This is a genomic window from Roseibium sp. SCP14 (assembly GCF_040329475.1).
Taxonomy (GTDB): Bacteria; Pseudomonadota; Alphaproteobacteria; order Rhizobiales; family Stappiaceae; genus Roseibium.
On the sequence record NZ_JBDZYH010000001.1, the window covers coordinates 874427 to 891869 of the forward strand.

General features: G+C 55.3%; 16 protein-coding genes and 1 tRNA gene. 2 read left to right on the forward strand and 15 right to left on the reverse strand.

Features of this window, described 5'->3' with window-relative positions; genetic code table 11:
* The first annotated feature begins 1 nt into the window (after position 1).
* Together ABLQ08_RS04055 and ABLQ08_RS04060 are read left to right on the forward strand one after the other, a co-directional pair.
* Positions 2-1057, forward strand: a complete 1056-nt coding sequence (locus ABLQ08_RS04055; protein ID WP_352939836.1) for a sugar phosphate isomerase/epimerase family protein — start codon at positions 2-4, stop codon at positions 1055-1057.
* Positions 1058-1298: 241 nt separating this feature from the next.
* Complete coding sequence (locus ABLQ08_RS04060; RefSeq protein ID WP_352939838.1) at positions 1299-2456, forward strand: Gfo/Idh/MocA family protein; 1158 nt, start codon at positions 1299-1301, stop codon at positions 2454-2456.
* Positions 2457-2602: 146 nt separating this feature from the next.
* On the opposite strand, the gene ABLQ08_RS04065 is transcribed toward ABLQ08_RS04060, so the two are convergent.
* From ABLQ08_RS04065 to ABLQ08_RS04135, 15 genes are all read right to left on the reverse strand, one after another.
* On the reverse strand, positions 2603-2917 hold the full coding sequence (locus ABLQ08_RS04065; protein ID WP_352939840.1) for a hypothetical protein: 315 nt from the start codon (positions 2915-2917) through the stop codon (positions 2603-2605).
* A gap of 141 nt (positions 2918-3058) precedes the next feature.
* Positions 3059-3134, reverse strand: a tRNA-Phe gene (locus ABLQ08_RS04070).
* A 202-nt stretch (positions 3135-3336) separates the two neighbouring features.
* Entirely contained in the window at positions 3337-6312 is a 2976-nt protein-coding gene (locus ABLQ08_RS04075) for a FecR domain-containing protein (RefSeq protein ID WP_352939842.1), read from the reverse strand.
* 14 nt (positions 6313-6326) lie between these two features.
* Positions 6327-7640, reverse strand: coding sequence for a tetratricopeptide repeat protein (locus ABLQ08_RS04080; RefSeq protein WP_352939843.1), 1314 nt, complete (start codon positions 7638-7640; stop codon positions 6327-6329).
* Between the two features lie 259 nt (positions 7641-7899).
* The gene (locus ABLQ08_RS04085) at positions 7900-9495 is read right to left on the reverse strand and encodes a bifunctional metallophosphatase/5'-nucleotidase (RefSeq protein ID WP_352939844.1); all 1596 of its coding nucleotides are present in this window, start codon (positions 9493-9495) and stop codon (positions 7900-7902) included.
* 396 nt (positions 9496-9891) lie between these two features.
* Positions 9892-10092, reverse strand: a complete 201-nt coding sequence (yacG, locus tag ABLQ08_RS04090) for a DNA gyrase inhibitor YacG (RefSeq protein WP_352939845.1) — start codon at positions 10090-10092, stop codon at positions 9892-9894.
* A 44-nt stretch (positions 10093-10136) separates the two neighbouring features.
* Positions 10137-10763, reverse strand: coding sequence for a Maf-like protein (locus ABLQ08_RS04095; RefSeq protein WP_352939846.1), 627 nt, complete (start codon positions 10761-10763; stop codon positions 10137-10139).
* Positions 10764-10802: 39 nt separating this feature from the next.
* Positions 10803-11021, reverse strand: a complete 219-nt coding sequence (infA, locus tag ABLQ08_RS04100) for a translation initiation factor IF-1 (RefSeq protein ID WP_006939340.1) — start codon at positions 11019-11021, stop codon at positions 10803-10805.
* Between the two features lie 156 nt (positions 11022-11177).
* Positions 11178-11741 (reverse strand): GNAT family N-acetyltransferase, encoded by a 564-nt coding sequence (locus ABLQ08_RS04105; protein ID WP_352939847.1) that lies wholly within the window; start codon positions 11739-11741, stop codon positions 11178-11180.
* Between the two features lie 23 nt (positions 11742-11764).
* Positions 11765-12217: a low molecular weight phosphatase family protein gene (locus ABLQ08_RS04110; protein ID WP_352939848.1), complete on the reverse strand. Its 453-nt coding sequence runs from the start codon at positions 12215-12217 to the stop codon at positions 11765-11767.
* A 5-nt stretch (positions 12218-12222) separates the two neighbouring features.
* Positions 12223-12726, reverse strand: coding sequence for a UPF0262 family protein (locus ABLQ08_RS04115; RefSeq protein WP_352939849.1), 504 nt, complete (start codon positions 12724-12726; stop codon positions 12223-12225).
* Between the two features lie 25 nt (positions 12727-12751).
* Positions 12752-14047, reverse strand: coding sequence for a histidinol dehydrogenase (gene hisD, locus ABLQ08_RS04120; RefSeq protein ID WP_352939850.1), 1296 nt, complete (start codon positions 14045-14047; stop codon positions 12752-12754).
* A 52-nt stretch (positions 14048-14099) separates the two neighbouring features.
* The gene (locus ABLQ08_RS04125; protein ID WP_352939851.1) at positions 14100-14537 is read right to left on the reverse strand and encodes a DUF2948 family protein; all 438 of its coding nucleotides are present in this window, start codon (positions 14535-14537) and stop codon (positions 14100-14102) included.
* A gap of 285 nt (positions 14538-14822) precedes the next feature.
* Positions 14823-16880: a methyl-accepting chemotaxis protein gene (locus ABLQ08_RS04130; RefSeq protein ID WP_352939852.1), complete on the reverse strand. Its 2058-nt coding sequence runs from the start codon at positions 16878-16880 to the stop codon at positions 14823-14825.
* Positions 16881-17230: 350 nt separating this feature from the next.
* Positions 17231-17443, reverse strand: coding sequence for a hypothetical protein (locus ABLQ08_RS04135; protein ID WP_352939853.1), 213 nt, complete (start codon positions 17441-17443; stop codon positions 17231-17233).

Consider the following 17443-nt stretch of genomic DNA (forward strand, 5'->3'; position numbering starts at 1 on the left):
CATGAAAACAATCAAGGGCCCTGCGCTGTTCCTGGCACAGTTTGCGGGAGACGAGGCACCATTCAATTCCTGGGACGCGATCACCAAATGGGCAGCCGATTGCGGATATGCCGGTGTTCAGGTTCCCAGTTGGGACGGCCGTTTGATCGATCTGGAAAAGGCCGCCAGTTCCAAGACCTATTGCGAAGACTTCGCCGGTACTGCAAAGGAAAACGGGGTCGAGATAACCGAGCTTTCCACCCATCTTCAGGGACAGCTTGTTGCCGTTCACCCGGCCTATGACACCGCCTTTGACGGTTTTGCAATCCCGGAAGTGCGCGGTAATCCCGCAGCTCGTCAGTCCTGGGCGGTCGATCAGGTAAAGCAGGCATTGGCGGCAAGTCGAAACCTCGGCATCTCGGCGCATGCGACCTTTTCCGGCGCCCTCGCCTGGCCCTATGTCTACCCCTGGCCGCAACGTCCTGCTGGCCTGATCGAGACCGCTTTTGACGAACTGGCCAGACGCTGGCGACCGATCCTCGATTACGCGGACGACATGGGGGTCGACGTCTGTTACGAAATTCACCCTGGTGAAGACCTGCACGACGGCATCACCTTTGAAATGTTTCTGGAACGGCTGAACGATCACCAGCGCTGCAAGATGCTCTACGATCCGTCCCACTACGTGCTGCAGTGCCTGGATTATCTCGACAATATCGATATCTACAAGGACCGCATCGGCATGTTCCACGTCAAGGATGCCGAATTCAACCCGACGGGACGCCAGGGTGTCTATGGAGGATATCAGTCCTGGGTCAACCGGGCCGGACGCTTCCGGTCTCTTGGCGACGGTCAGGTCGATTTCGGAGCGGTCTTCTCAAAGATGGCTGCCAACGACTTCGACGGCTGGGCCGTCGTTGAATGGGAATGCTGCCTGAAACACCCTGAAGACGGCGCGCGTGAAGGCGCCCAGTTTGTCCGCGACCACATCATTCGCGTCACTGAAAAGGCCTTTGATGACTTCGCTGACGGCGGTACGGACGAAGCTGCAAACAGGAAGATGCTGGGAATCAACTGAGCTTAATCAATCAGAATTACTCCCGGTCACCGGTGGATCGGGAGGATAACCCCGCAACAAGCTTCGCTCTGCGCCAGGTCGGTCAGCCCGTCTCTACAGAAAGATCATACCCTCATGAAACAGACACCCCGTTCACTGAAACAGCATTCGAGTGCTTCCATCGGACGGGGTTTCTCTATAGAAATGTAATCGATTACAGTGTGAGCGCGCTTGTATCAGCGGCGCCAACAGGAGGAGCCAGATGGCAATCGAAGGAAAAGACAACCCGCATGCGCGCCCCATCCGGCTTGGCATGGTTGGCGGCGGCAAGGACGCCTTTATCGGTGCGGTGCACAGGATTGCGGCGCGGATTGACGGTCAGTATGAACTGGTTGCGGGCGCACTTTCTTCAACGCCTGAAAAAGCACAGGAGTCCGGACGGGCGCTCGGCCTGAAGGAAGACCGTATCTATTCGTCTTTTGAAGACATGGCCAAACGCGAAGCCCGGCTGAAGGATGGCATTGAAGCCGTCGCCATCGTGACCCCGAACCATGTTCATTATCCGGCTGCCAGGGAATTTCTCAGACGCGGCATCCATGTCATCTGCGACAAGCCCCTGACTTCTACCCTCGCCGACGCCAGGAAACTCGCCAAGGCAGCAGAAAATTCCAGCGCTCTCTTTTTCCTGACGCACAATTACACGGGTTACCCGATGGTCCGACAGGCACGCGAAATGGTGCAGAATGGCGACCTCGGCACGATCCGCATCGTCCAGGTGGAATATCCTCAGGATTGGTTGACCGTCGAACAAAGCAACAAACAGGCGGACTGGCGTACCGACCCCTCACGCTCGGGCGCAGGCGGCTCCACCGGAGACATCGGTTCCCACGCCTACAATCTTGCCTGTTTCATCACCGGCCAGTCAGCTGAAAGCCTGGCAGCTGACCTGCAATCCTTCGTTCCCGGCCGCCAGGTGGACGACAACGCCCACGTGATGCTGCGCTTTGCAAGCGGTGCGCGAGGCATGCTCTGGTGTTCTCAAGTCGCTCCCGGCAACGAAAACAATCTCAAGATCCGGATCTACGGCGACAAGGGCGGACTGGAGTGGCATCAGGAAAACCCGAACTATCTTCACGTGACACCCTTTGGTGAACCCAAGCGCATTATCACCCGTGGCGGTGCCGGAATGTCGGACGGCATCGCCTCGGCGACTCGTATCCCGCCAGGCCACCCGGAAGGCTACCTTGAAGGCTTCGCCAATCTTTACAAGGATGCCGCCGACGTCATTCGTGCGCATCAACAGGGCAAGGAAATCGCCTCTCTTGTTCCCGGGATCGCCGACGGCCTTGCAGGTGTCCGGTTTATCGACGCCTGTGTGCGTTCCTCTGCCAAAAATGCCGGTTGGGTGAAACTGGACTGACAAGCGACAAGGGCGCTCCAAAGCGCCCTTTCCTGTTCTTTTCCGGAAAGGAGAAATCCGCAGCGCCTGCTTCTGCGAACATCCGCCTGCGGTACCAAGCATCACTCAAGACAGTTCAGATCGAGATCCATTCCTCGGTGTCGGCATCAATCACAAAATTCCTTTAGTGTCAGTCTCTTCTCAGCGAAAATTTGAGTTGCCAAGTCAGCTTCCAGAATCAGTGCACAATAGCCCACGACTGAGAAGTCCACAGCAACTTGCATGTTGTTGAGCCTTTCAGATTGGCAAAATTGAATGAGTTTTGCAGACTTCGGCAGCTTTTCTTCCGCCAGATAGTCTTTGCAAAATGCAGATATCTCTTTCCGGCGCTCGGCAGTCTGCGCACTCATATACATTGACAGACCAAGCCAAATAATAGCAACGAGGACACTAGCCCCCGTAAAATAACCCAGGATCTTCAAAATACGTCTCTTTTTCCTGCAGGCAATAATGCCAAACCGAATGTACGCAGGACCAATGCCTGAACAGAAGTAAATCCTGAGAGTGTCTGAATTGGGAAACCCTGAACAGACGACATATGAAAACTGACTGGGAAAGAAGAGTGGTGCCCAGAGGCGGAATCGAACCACCGACACGCGGATTTTCAATCCGCTGCTCTACCAACTGAGCTATCTGGGCTTGCTTCATTCGGTCCGGAGCAGTGCCCCGTTCGCTGAAAGCCCGGTCCTTATAGAGGCTCGTTTTGACCTTGTCCAGCACTCCGGCAAAGTTTTTTGCACTTCTTGACAGCCGTAGCTGGGGAAAACTTTTTTCCGCGTCAACCCACTGAATATAATGAACTTTCAAGTTCGGAACCAGGCCTTTCCCGGTTAACGGAGGCTCACTGCTTCTCACCGGCGACAATGCCATTGGCCGACCAGGTGCCTTCGGATGCATTGAAGTTTCCAATGACACCGTCATGATTGCCACCAGGGCCACCGACGAAAGACGTATTCAGGTCTCCGGTCAGGCTTCCTGAACCGGACAAGGTACCTGAGAAAAGATTACCGTTGGCGATCGACTGCTCATTGACGATAGCGCTCATGGTTCTGCCGTCGAAATTCGAGATCGTGGCCGTGCCCGCGCGGTCTGCGAAATTCACCGACATATTGAAATCGCCAGCCGCCAGATATTGCACACCGTTGCTGACAACGTTGCCGACGGCGTGGCCTGCATAGCTCGCGCTGCCGGAGTTTGGAAGGTCGACCGAATTGGTCACGTCGCCGGCGACCCAAGTGCCCAGGTGAAACTGATCACGCCGCTGCTCCGGGGATGTTAGATCTCCGTCGGCGTCGTCGTAATCCAGGGAAGTTCCCCAATACCCCCACTCCAGGAACGCACATGTACAAGCCGTTGTTCCGCCCAAAATTGCGTCGTCGGCTGACGTCGTACCGTCCGCGGACTTCACCAATGTGTGTGACACAAAATAAGTGTTCGGATTGTTGTCCGCCTCGTGCTCAACTTTCTCACCGTCATCGGTGATCAGATAGGTCGCTGATGCATCGCTGGAATTTCGAGCCGCATAGGTATCATCGTCGATAAAGGCCGCGCGCCACGTGCCTGAGCCATCCTGGTCATAGCCGAAGCGAACAGTAATGGAATCGACGTCTGCATCCAGTCCGTTCGTGTCGCGAACGGTCAGTGATCCGCCGAGGGAATGTTCCGAGCTGTCAAACGTTACGGAAAAGTCCGAAGGACCGGTACTGGAATACCCGACGGGTCCGACACCATAATCATAATAGTTCACAGTGCTTTCAAGAACGCCTGCCGCATAGCCGGTCAGTGTCCGATCTGTTCTTGAGAGCGAACTGACGGTAGTCGAAGCACTCTCATCGAGCGAACCGACATGCAGCGTTCCCGATAACGTATCGGGACGATCCACACCGGACGGGCGGTCTATGTAACTGTCGCCATATGGCGAATCTCCTTCCGGACCGGAAAAGTCAGCCCCGAACACAAAACTCTGGGCATTGGAGCCGAAAAAGTCACCGCCAGTCGGACCCGTAAACGTGTCTATACCACCGCCATAAAGGGCAGCAGTCTGGCTTGCGGCCATTCGATGGCTACCCCGCCTCCCGGTGCCCATTGCGCCGTATTGATTGCTATCGTCCAGATAAACATCGCCAACGGCGAGCGAAATGAAGGACTTTTGCGAAGAGCCAGTGCCATCGATGTAAAAGGAGGCGGCCAGGAAGTGCGCCTGATCCAACGTGTCTGGCACATTTTCAATCATGAGCAGATCAGTTGAGCCGACATTCGACAGGAACGCGGTTCCCAACTCCTGCGCTACGAGAGGATTAAGAAAAAGAGCCTGCGTCGTAAAAGGTGTAAAGCTGCCGTCGCTCTCCTCCGTACCGAACCTAAACATCGTGGTCGGATCAGTTGACAAGGTATAGCGCCGGACCTCTGTCGGGTCCGATGCATTGCCAAAATTGCTAAAGTCGGTCCCGATCCCGTAAAACCCGACAATCAGATCCTCAATGTCAAAGGATGGACCTCCCTCTGGCGTAATGTTCGGCAAATGCGCGAACGCAACAAAGTCTTCGTTATATTGCTGAGCCCCCCAGGCGTAACTCGTGACATTGCCATCTGTTGCGGTATCGACTGATGGAACGACCGGCACCTTGCTGGCATTGCCTTCCTGAACAACATTTCCCTTGTCCGTATAGGCTTGTGAGTAATAGTAGGTGCCGTCGCCTTCAAACACGAATTGGGCAACCTTGTTACCCTCGATGGTCGCCTGGACAAGACCGGTTGCACCACCGGATGTGACATCCAGGAAACTGAAGGCAACCGTCGTGTTGAGCCCAGTGCTGCCCCCCAACAGCCCCTGAGCACCAGGAGCAGTGACCACCCGGTTGCCATCCCAGACCGGAGCAAATGTCGACCCCGCCGTGAGGATGCGCACATCGACCGTTGGTTCAACGTCGTCATCACCGATTTCGTCTTCGATGACCGTGACGGTCTGCTCTTCGGTTACCTTCTGAACCTGAACCAGCGTGTCTTCCGTCTCGATCAGCGATGTGGACTGAACCGCCTGCGGTTTGGGCGGTGGCGCTGTCATGATCTGGCCCAGATCGGAGTTGACGCGCGCAAAGCCTGAACCTTCCACCCTCTGGTTTGTAGGCGGGGAAGACGTCCCTCCGGTCTGTCCGGGCCTGCTGGAAATGGCCCCTTGAACCGTCGTCAAATCGCTACTGGTCGTCCGGCGGACACCGGCTCCACCACCGCCTACTTCGAGGGAGTAACCGGCCTGATAAACCCGTTTCGACGTTCCGTCATTGCCGCTGAATGTCAGTTCATCGCCGAAAACAAGCGAAAACACCGGCTTTGGAGCTGCAAGGTTGATGTTGGTGATAGCCCCGCGAATGCCAATGGTTCCAACCGGCGTCTTGACGCTCACACCGCCTTTCTTCTTGCTCAGTTTGCCGCCGACAAAGCGGGCGACACCTTTGCTGAACGTAGCGACAAGTTTGCCATTGCCGCTGTCCGGGTCGTAGACAAATTCATCGATAACCAGATCGGAATTTGGGCCGACAGTAAACGACGACCCGTCATTCAGGAGGATCTGAACGAGACCTGTTCCCGATGTTTCGATCCGTTCGTTGTAGAAGATGTTGTCGCCTATCAGTTTGGCCTTGCGAACCGCACCTGGAGGCGCTCCGAACGCCTCTGTGTTAACGGCCGCCGCGGCTCCCACCTTTGTCGAAGCCCAAGCATCCGCCTTGTCGAATGGTGGAACAAAAACGGTGGCCGAGGTCATCAGCAAGGTCACTAAAGGAACATAGAGAATGATGGAACGGGCCGTTTTCTGCATCTTCTCCCCCTCCCTCAAAACGTCTTCATTACGGAAAACATCGCGGACGCGTTGTTATAGGTGCTCAAGTCATAATTGGAATATTGCCGCCGGAATTCGCCGGTAACTCCGACCGAAAAATCGTACTTCAGAGGCACGTTCAACGCGCCGCGAACCCACCCTTCGTGATCGAACTGACTGTTCTCAGCGTCAATCAGCGGGTCCGGTTCCGCATATTCGCGAAATATGTAGCCTGCCTCCAGGTCGACGGACCAGAGCGACGGCAACTGCTTCACCGGAGAGCGGAACCGGTAGGTTGCGCCTATGCCTCCGCCAACTTCCCAGCTTTGCTGCGAATTGACCTTTGCCTCTTCGAAATCGGCCAGCGCCAGCACGCGGGCGCGCAAAGCTTTCGTGACCTGCCGCGAAACTGTCGACGCAAATCTCAGGTAAGCGCCGTTGCGGTCGGATACGGTTGGATACTCGGCTGTGTCATTGTACCAGCGGTTCCGCCATTCCACCTTGGCATTCACCTGCGTCAGGATATCGGGCTGAGCAACCAGCCTCGCACCGAGCCCCAAGGCACCGTTGTAGTTCGCGTGATTGAGCCGGACACCGGAGGCAATCCCGTATAAGCCGAGCTGAACGTTATCGATGTTGAAACGCGCCAGATTAAAGGACGGACCGAACGTGACTTCGGCCAGGCCTGTATCCAGCCGTACCAGATCCGCATACCGCGCCGCGTAAAAAACCAGATCGGCCTCGAGAAGGTCGCCTTGCGTTCCAAGATCGTATGAGCCGTAAGCCCGTCCCGCCAGAAAGCCGTTGTAATCCGACTGCCCCGTTGCCGTGTCGTCAAGAATGAAATCGCGACCGTTGAGCGAAACGCGCCTACCGCCCGGAGCTGCATTGGCATTGGACTGGTACCGGGCCCCGGCAATCAGAGCCGCCCGGAACTGCGTCGGTTGCGCCTTTGCATTGATCGCAGCCAGATAGGTCTCGACCTTGGCCTGCACCTCGGGAGGAACGTTCGGAGACTCAAGACTTGACTGGAAGTAGTACCTTGCGGTCTCCAGCGACCCCAGCCGGTAATAGAGAACTCCCAACTCGAGCTGCACACGTGGAAGATTGGGCGCAAAAATCAGCATTCGCTCGAATGTGGAAATTGCTGCCTCGTAATCCTCCAGCATGACGGAAACCGTTGCATATTCGAAGGCCACATCCAGATCGGCGGGGCGCTCCAGCATAATGGCAAGCAATGATGCCTGGCGCGCCAGCAATGCCTCACGCCCTGTCGAAGCACCGACCGCTTGATCAGATGTTTGTGCAATGGAGGGAAGACTCGCCATAATGGGAGCCGAAATCGATACCAGGCAGAAGAAGGACAGCCTTCTTCCTATGTGAACAAGCCCACGCGCCCACGCCATATTTGACAACCCTACTCGCAACAAAAAATAGAAAAAATATAGGGCTATCTAACAAAAAAGAAGAAATTTGTCCACATCAAGTTACCTTACGTAACTTTTTCTCTACAAATGAAACGCAACTGATACAAAAAAAGCGCGCCGCAATGCGACGCGCTTTTCAATGTCTTTTGGACCGAATTTCTTACTTCGCAGTAATACGATCGTCGGTATACGCAGTGTAGCCATTCTGAGCAGCAAGATATTCAGCTACAACGTCAGCCAGGTCGGGACCGAAATCGTAAGCATTCATGCCATTGGTTTCGAAAATATCGTAACCATCGCCACCGCCACGCATGTAGTTGTTGGAAACAACGCCATAGACTTTATCCGGATCGATGGGCACAAAACTGTCCCCCTCCTGAACCAGGACATCGGAGATGCGTTCACCAGCTGGCTTGGACTTGTCAAACGTGTACTTCAGGCCGGCAACCTGCGGGAAGCGTCCTTTGCCTTCCTCAACTTGACTCACTCCGTTTTCCAGCGCGGCTACCACGTCCGAACCCTTCAGTTCAAAGGTGGAGAGAGTGTTCTGGAACGGCAGAACAGTCAGGACTTCGCCCTTGGTAACTTCACCGGCATCGATGGATGCGCGCAAGCCACCACCGTTCTGGATGGCAATCTGCACACCTTGGTTCTGCACACGGGCCAGCATGGCATCTGCTACCAGCACACCCATTTCACAAACTTGAGACCGGCAGATATCCCGCTCGCCGCCAATCGGTGCGGAACTCTGGGCAATCACTTCCTGACGGATCTCGTCCAGCGGTTCAGCCAGTTCCTTGATACGGGAAACGAGCTCCGGATTTTCCACGATTTGGCCGTCGACGATGATCGGCTCACCAGCTGCTTCGGTGATAACTCCGTTGTCGTCAAATGTGACGTTCAATTCGCCCAGGAATTTGCCGTATGCATAGGCCTGCACGATCGCAGTCGGCGTTCCGTCCGGACCTTCAACCATGGTTGGGTACGGGCCTTCGGCCTTGTCGGAGGTGTTGGAGAGATAGGTGTTCGAATGTCCGCCGACGATGACATCGATACCTGGAGCCTTAGCTGCGACTTCCTTGTCTACTGCGTAACCGGAGTGGCTAAGAACAATAATCTTGTTAACGCCCTCAGCAGCAAGTTTTTCCGCTTCCTTGGTAACGGCTGCTACCGGATCGGAAAAAGTGACATTCGGTCCCGGGCTGGCAAGCTCATCCGTGTCTTCCGGTGTCAGACCGATCAAGCCGATCTTTTCACCACCACGCTCGATCACAATTGACGGCTTCAATACGTCGGCAAGTTGCGGCTCCTTGGAAACATCCGCGTTCGACATCAGCACCGGAAAATCGACCGCATCCATGAAGCCGCGCAGGACTTCCGGTCCGTCGTCAAACTCGTGGTTACCCACGGTCATTGCATCATAGCCGAGCTTGTTCATGAACTCGGCCGCAGCCTTGCCCTTATAATAGGTGTAGAACAACGTGCCCTGGAACTGGTCACCGCCGTCAACAAGGATGGCGTTGTTGCTGGCCGCACGACGGTCCTTGATAACGGTATCAAGACGCGCTGTACCGCCGAAACACTTTCCTTCCGCATTATCTTCCGCCTTACAAGTCGAATCGTACTTGTTGATTGGCTCAATGCGGCTGTGGAAGTCGTTGGTATGCAAGATCGTCAGCGAATAATCAGCATATGCTGCCGTCGACAGTGCTGTGCTCAAGGACAACACTGCTGCGCTCAGATAACGTTTGTTCATCGGACCCTCGCCCTTTGGATTGGTTGTTATGACCGCACCGGAACAAACATGCCCGGACGCAGCCTTCCCGGTCGTCTTTGAGACCCCACCCCATCAACACAAGGTATACAGACCAATCCGCTTTCAACCGGATTTGCCAGAGGCCGGGGCCGCCGGTATAGGCTGATCTTGGTGCAGTTTTGTGACAGCCGCAAGGGCTGAGAGCTCCCTTTTTGAAAAAAATTTTGCTGGGTAAATATTTTTGCACCCAGGCGCAATTCTCCCGGATATTGGTGACTTCCTTGTCGTTAACGCATGGTCACGCAGCCTGAAGCCCCCGCTTCAGACACTTGAATTGCCTCTGCTTTTTTATGGAAAACCCGAAAGCGTCCGCCGCTCGAAAGCAGTCGGCTGAGATCATTCGTCGGGTAAATTGTTCTCGTCGATGTCGTCCGTCTCAACGACGGGAATCGTATACCCTTCAGAGAACCAGCGATTGAGATCGACCTTGGCACAACGGTCCGAACAGAAGGGATAATCCTCCTGTGTCGACAGTTTCGAGCAGATCGGACAGGGACGCATGCGGCGCACCGTTTTTTCCTCTTTCCGGTCAGACATGCCAAACCTCTCTTGTCATCGCTGGAAGCGTGCGGCGGCCACTGCTACGCGGCCGCAGTCGCCCAACTCCGATGTACCGGATATCCTGCGGCATCCAGCAAATTTGCAGTCTCGACCAGCGGGAGACCGACAACCGCAGGATATGATCCCGTCAACTTGACGACAAAGCTCCCCGCAAGACCTTGAATGGCATATCCACCGGCCTTGCCGCGCCATTCGCCGGAGGCGATGTAATCGTCCATGTCCTTGCGTGACAGGCGTTTGAAGCGGACGCGTGTTTCCACCAGCTTGGAGCGCAGCTTGCCGCTTGGTTCAGCCACAGCAATGCCGGTAAACACGCGGTGTCCGCGTCCGGACAAGAGAGACAGGCACATCAGCGCCTGGTCGGTCAGTTCCGCCTTCGGCAGTGCCCGGCGGCCGACGGCAACAACCGTATCCGCGGCCAGAACAACGCTTTCGCTCAATTCCTGAGAGGCATTGGCTGCCTGACGCACGGCTTCCGCCTTTGCACGTGCGAGCCTGAGCGCGAGGCTGCGAGGCGTCTCGTGCTTCTTTGGGCTCTCATCGATGTCGGCGGGCATGAGATGATCAGGCTCCAATCCGATTTGCTGCAACAGCGCAAGGCGGCGCGGCGAAGCGGAAGCCAGGATCAACTGAGGGGCATTCGTCATGAAAACGCTAGCCTAGCACCAGGAAACACCCTTAACCGCTTACTTGAAGCGGTAGGTGATCCGCCCCTTGGTGAGATCATATGGGGTCATTTCTACAAGAACCTTGTCTCCCGCCAATACGCGGATACGGTTCTTGCGCATACGCCCTGCGGTGTGGGCGATGATTTCGTGATCATTTTCAAGTTTTACGCGGAACGTCGCATTCGGCAACAGTTCTGTTACGACGCCCGGAAACTCCAGAGCTTCTTCTTTGGCCATTTGATATCCTGATTAAAGCGAGCCTTGCCCGCGGGTGCCGGGAAACTAACGGATTAGGGTCAGAAAGTGAACCTTTCTTTACGCGACAATTCAAAGAAAGCTGCCTGAAGCTGCTTAAATTTCGGAAAGAATTACAAATCGCTGCAAACAATCGGATCAATTGGCCATCAATTGCCGCCACTCTCGCTGAAGAATGGCGTAATAAAATTCCTCGTCCCAGCCGCCCTTGAACAAGGCATGCTCCCTGAAATGCGCTTCGCGGCGCATGCCCAGTCGTTCCATCAGGCGCCAGGAAGGAATATTGCGCGCGTCGCATCTTGCAAAGATTCGATGCAGGTTGAAGACTTCAAACCCTTGCTGGAGCATGACCTTTGCCGCCTCGGTCGCATAGCCTTTGCCCTGGAAAGCAGGGTTGAACGTATATCCAACCGTCCCCTGACGCGCAGCGGCATCCGTCACCTTGAAAAAGACGTCTCCGATCAATTCACCGGATTGCTTCATGACCACCGCCAGCGCCAGCTCCCCCTCCCCTTCGATCTGGCTGTGTGTCGTCCATTTCTTCATCTCGCCGCGTACCGCTTCTTCGGTTCTAGGTCCCCAGAACTGATACTTCGCAACCTCTTCCAGCGAATGATAGGTTTGAATCGCGGAGACATCACTCTCAGCAATGGGGCGAAGCAGCAGCCGGTCGCTTTCGATGGGATAAGTCAATCGGGACATTTAAGACGCCTCAAGGCAAAACTCTACAAGCTTGCCTGGGGTGTCCAGTCGAGACGCTTCTTGATCCGCATCATCAACTGATCACGCACGGCGCGATATTCATTCAGGATCTGTTCGCGGCTGCCAGTCGCCAGAGTGGGATCAAGCGTTGGCCAATATTCCACGTCGACGGCATCCGTACGCGTCAATTCAAGTGCCTTGTGATGTGCTTCCGGCGCAAGAGTGACAACGAGATCAAATCCGGATTCTTCCAGATCGTCAAAGGTCTTCGGGTGATGCTTGCTCATATCAATGCCGATCTCCGACATGACGGCATCGACGAACGGATCGATCTTGCCCTGACGAACACCGGCCGAACGCACGTAAATCTGGCCGGGAAACAGTTTCTGGGTCACAGCTTCGGCCATGGGGGAGCGCACGGAGTTCATTCCGCATGCAAACAAAACCGCAGTCGGACGAAGGCCCGGCCCGGTCATACTGATCAGCCCTTCCAGTGCAGGGCGTAGACGAGAGTGAACAGCCGCCTAGCTGTCTGCATATCCACGTCGATCTTGCCCTCCAAGCGCTCCATCAAAACGGCCGAACCTTCGTTATGGACCCCACGGCGCCCCATATCGATGGCTTCGATCTGACTGGGCGTGGCGTGCCTGATTGCCTCATAATAGCTTTCGCAAATCAGGTCATAGTCCTTGACGATCTTACGCAGGGGCGAAAGGGACAGAACGTGCGTGACAACGTCCTGCTCGTCTTCCGTTTTGATCCGCAAAACCAGTTTCTTCTCGACCACCGCAAGGTTCAGAACATATTTCGCGACCGGATGTCCGACCGGCTGAAACATGTTCTCCTCGATCAGATCATAGATGGCGACAGCGCGATCGTGCTCCACTTCCGGCGTTGAGCGTGCGATAGAGGCCTCATCCAAAACGACATCGACCAGCTTGCCGCCGGTTGCTTGCGGTTCGGTATCTGGTTGCGGGTCGCTCATGTCATCGAAGCCTCTCCGAATCCGGTTACATGTTCAGCCTGATGGAAACAGAGCGCGCGTGCGCCGACAAGCCCTCCGATTCACCAAGAGTGATCGCGGCCGGTCCTAGTGCCCGTAAATTGTCGGCATTGCACTTCAAAATGGAAGTGCGCTTGACGAATTCCAGCACCGAAAGACCGGAGGAGAACCGGGCGGAACGGGCGGTCGGCAGAACATGATTTGAACCGCCGACATAGTCACCGATCGCTTCCGGCGTGTAGTGCCCCAGGAATACCGCACCGGCGTTCCTGACTTTCTTCAGCAATGCTTCCGGATCAGCAACCGCCAATTCCAGGTGTTCAGGTGCGATCCGGTTCGCAAGCGGCATGGCCGCATCCAGATCGTCAACCAGGATGATCGCCCCGAAATCCTGCCAGCTGGCACGGGCAACTTCTTCCCTCGGTAGCGTTTTCAGCTGAGCTTCGACCGCTTTTTCCACCTGATCGGCCAGATCGGCACTATCGGTGATGAGGATGGATTGTGCCGCCGTGTCGTGTTCGGCCTGTGCCAGAAGATCAGCTGCCAGCCAATCGGGATTGTTGCCACTATCGGCGACGATCAGGACCTCGGAGGGTCCGGCAATCATGTCGATGCCGACCGTGCCGAACACCCGGCGCTTGGCAGCTGCCACAAAGGCGTTGCCAGGGCCGACGATCTTGGCGACCGGCGCAATCGTTTCCGTGCCATATGCCAATGCCGCAACGGCTTGAGCCCCGCCGATGCGGTAAATCTCATCAACACCCGCAACCTTGGCCGCCGCCAGAACGAGAGGGTTCAAGACACCATCCGGACTTGGAACCACCATGACAATGCGTTCGACACCGGCAACTTTCGCCGGAACGACATTCATCAGCACCGAGCTTGGATAACTGGCAAGGCCGCCTGGAACATAAACGCCAACAGCTTCAACCGCGGTCCAGAGCGAGCCGAGTTCGACGCCGATCGGATCGGTATACCGGTCGTCCTTCGGCATCTGCCTGGAATGATGCGCAAGGATACGATCATGCGCGAGCTGAAGTGCCTCGAGAGTTTCAGCCGGAACCTGTTGAATGGCCGTTTCGATTTCCTGAGGCGAAACGCTCAATTCAGCCATGCTGCCAGCATCCAGGCGATCGAATTTTGCGGTGTATTCGAGCACCGCCCTGTCACCTTCCACCTGCACCTTATGCAGGATGCCGCGAACGATATGATCGACATCCTCGGACACTTCACGCTTGCCAGCCAGAAGCGCCTTGAACTTCGCTTCAAAATCCGCGTCCGTTTTTGTCAGGCGTAGAACCACGCAATTCTCCATCGGTTTTGTGTCAGGTACCGTTTTCTTGTTTCATTCTTGATTAGCCGAGGTCGTGATGCGGCAGGTTCGGCGTGGACCATGCGGCACCGAGATCGGACAATTGCGCCTCGATGCACTCCACATCGAGCGCAAGACTGGCGCCACCTGCAAAGGCCAGCTGAATTCGGCCCGAAGGTTCTTCCCCCGGCTCGAACGTGACGGCCAGCAATTCCAGCACGACACCTTTCGCGTCCTGACTGATGTTCTGAGCCTTCATGCCGGTCACGCCGGCAAACGCCAGAGCAGAGCGGCGGCGCTCATGTTCTTTTGAGCGCTTGTCTGCTTCCTTGTCCCAGACAAAGCGATTTACAACGAAGACCGCCTTCTTTTCCTTCGGCAAATAGCGAATATCGGCAACTGTCAGGACGGCATCCTGAAGATGGGCGGAAAGAACCTGAAGATCTTCCTGGTCAAGGGCGGCGAGTTTCAGCTGATCCATAGTGGTCGAATTCTGATCCGGTTAGTCGTTTTTCGGCAAACCGCATATAGGTCGGGTCTGCCCATGTCCCAAGGCTGATGACCTAAAACGGAAAGCTGCATTTGGCAATGTCGAATGCGGCCAAACCGACTTTCCAGGTGTCTTTCATCTCCACTTTGCCCTTCGGCAATGAACATGCTCAATTTGCAGAGGCATGTTCCGGCGGTCGCAGCACTATCGCGAAACCGGCAACAGGAGAGCCGAGTGGGCAAATCCAGAACCGTGCAGGCAACGGCACCTGTTCCTTCAACCCGCCCTCAGGCGCCCCAGGAACCCGTCAATTTCCTGCCGCAGCCCCTTTGCGCGTGAGTTCAGAGCATTTGCGACTGTCATCACATCCTGGCTCGTCCGGTCCGTTTTTGAACTCGCACTACTGACAGCTTCCGCGCTTCCGCTGACGTCTCGGGTTGCATTTGAGGCCATACCTGCATTTTCGGCAATTTCCTGTGTTGCCGCCCGCTGCTGATCAGCCGCTCCGGCTATGGCGGCGGCCTTCTCGCTGATCGCCTGGACTTGCGACGTCATGACAGCCACCGCATCGACCGAAACCCTGGAGGCGTTTTGAATGCTCTCGATCTGAGCGTTTATTTCTTCCGTTGCCCGAGAGGTCTGCTCTGCCAATTGCTTCACTTCCGAGGCTACGACGGCAAATCCGCGGCCGGCTTCTCCTGCACGCGCCGCCTCGATCGTCGCATTCAATGCAAGCAAGTTGGTTTGTTCAGCGATCGCCTGAATGAGGCTGGTCACTTCCGCAACCTTCGAAACGACGTCACCCAGCTCACGCGCCGCAGTCTCCGCTCTACCGGCTTCACGCACCGTGGACTGCGTCAAGTCGGACGTTCCGGCAATCTGGTCCGCGACATCTGCGATGCTTGCGGACAGTTCTTCGGCTGCCGTGGCGACGGTTTGAACATTGCTGTTTGCATTGCCCGCAGACTGATTGACATCGCTTGCCCGGCTTGTTGCCTCGCGTGCCAATTCCGTCATTTCCGTAGCGTTATTCGCCAGATCCTGAGCTTCTTCAAACATGGTATCTACAATACCGACGATACTGTCTTCAAAGTCCTGGATGACAAGCGCGAGATCTGCTTCGCGCTGTCGCCGAGCCTGATCTTCAGTTTCCCGGCTCCTGGCTTCAAGTCTCAGATTTTCGATGAGATTTGTTTTGAAGATTCCGACGGCACGCGCAACGGACCCGAGCTCGTCGGACCTTTCCAGAAACGGTACTTCAACCTTTTCGTCTCCCGCAGCCAGGGCGCTCATGACACCCGTCAGCTTCGTGAGTGGACGCAACATCCGGATTGACACGACATAGGCGACTGCAAGACCGATCAGAATAAGCAATAGGCACATGACCGCGCCGAAAACCGGACCTTTGTTGGACAGGACATTGATACTGCTCAACAACTGTTGCTGACTGGCGTCAGCCGCTTTTCCGGAACTCAGGAGCAGCTGCTGCAGGCTCGCCAGGGCCGGCCCGTCATCGATTTTGACAATCTGATCGATTTCAGTCGATGACTTTCCTTCCAAGGCCAGCCGCGAGACCGTGCCGGCTGCTGCAACATAGTTGTCGATCGTGGCTTCAATGTCCCTCAACGAAGCGACTTCCTGCGGAGAAAGAGGCAACTTCCTGTAAGTGGCGATTGCCGCTTTGGCAGCGTCTGCCGCAGCAATGACCTTTTGCTGGCGTGCAGCATCCTTACGAAGAACATAGTTTTTGAACTGGTGGATCATGCCACCATAACCGAGGTGATCGCGCAACTCGATCAAGCTGTCGGCATGTTGTCCACCTGATTTGTCCAGCCGGTTTTCCTGAAGTTTTGCAAACAGCAGCTCAAGCGCTGCCAGAGCCGGCCCGTCATCGACCTTTACCCTTTTGTCGATCTCTTCAGGGCTCAAGCCCGCCTTGTGAAGCGCGACGGCTTCTTCGGTGGCCTCGCTGTAGCGACTGATGACACTCTGCAGATCTTCAAGAGCATTGACCTCAGGAGTGCTCAGATTTGCTTCGCGGACAACGTCCAGCGCCAACATCGCACCACCGACCGCAACCCTGATCTTCGCGGCGCGTTGATCATCGCCGCGCAGGACGTAGTTCTTGAACTGATGGATCATGCCACCATAGCCAAGTTCGACCACGGCAAGTTCCAGACCACGGGCGCGCCTGGAATTCTTATCCGCAGCCGCTGTCCACGCCTGCTCGATTGCTTTGAGCTGCATGGACCCGACATACAGAATGCCGACCAGGATTGCGCTGAGAAGGAAGACCGACCCGACAAGGGATATCCCGATACGCTTCAAAGACATTTTCAGAAACCATGAGAAATTGTGACTTCGAAGTCGCAAACTTGGCGAAAACACCTAAGAAAAAATGAAGAAAAATTCGCAAGAAATTCAATAATTTCACAATAAGTAGTTACACTTATCAAACTTCACCAAGCAAAACTATGCGTAAATCTTCTTACAAATCAATCACAAAACCCTTCCACATCATAACATATTAGCTATTTCACCTAATAACTTTTTACAATACGACGAATTGAAGCATTTAAGCCACCCAAGACGCGAAGACATGCCACATAAAGCCCTTTTACGTGTACTTAAAAAACAATCCCGTATAGGGCGAAATCTCTGTTGCTCCGCACATCGTGCCACCTTCAAGGCCCGTCATCCGCACGTTGCCGCAAGTCTGCCTTGACTTCATCAAGCGTCGCGATCTTCTGAAACACGCGCCTTCCGAGCCAGAGACCGAATACAAGCAAAAGAAATCCGAGCGTGGGACCATACGGAGCGGGTACGAAAACCACAGCCGCCAATGCCAAGAAGGCAAATGCCAGCTGTATCAAGAAGCGGATCGTCTGAGCGCCCAT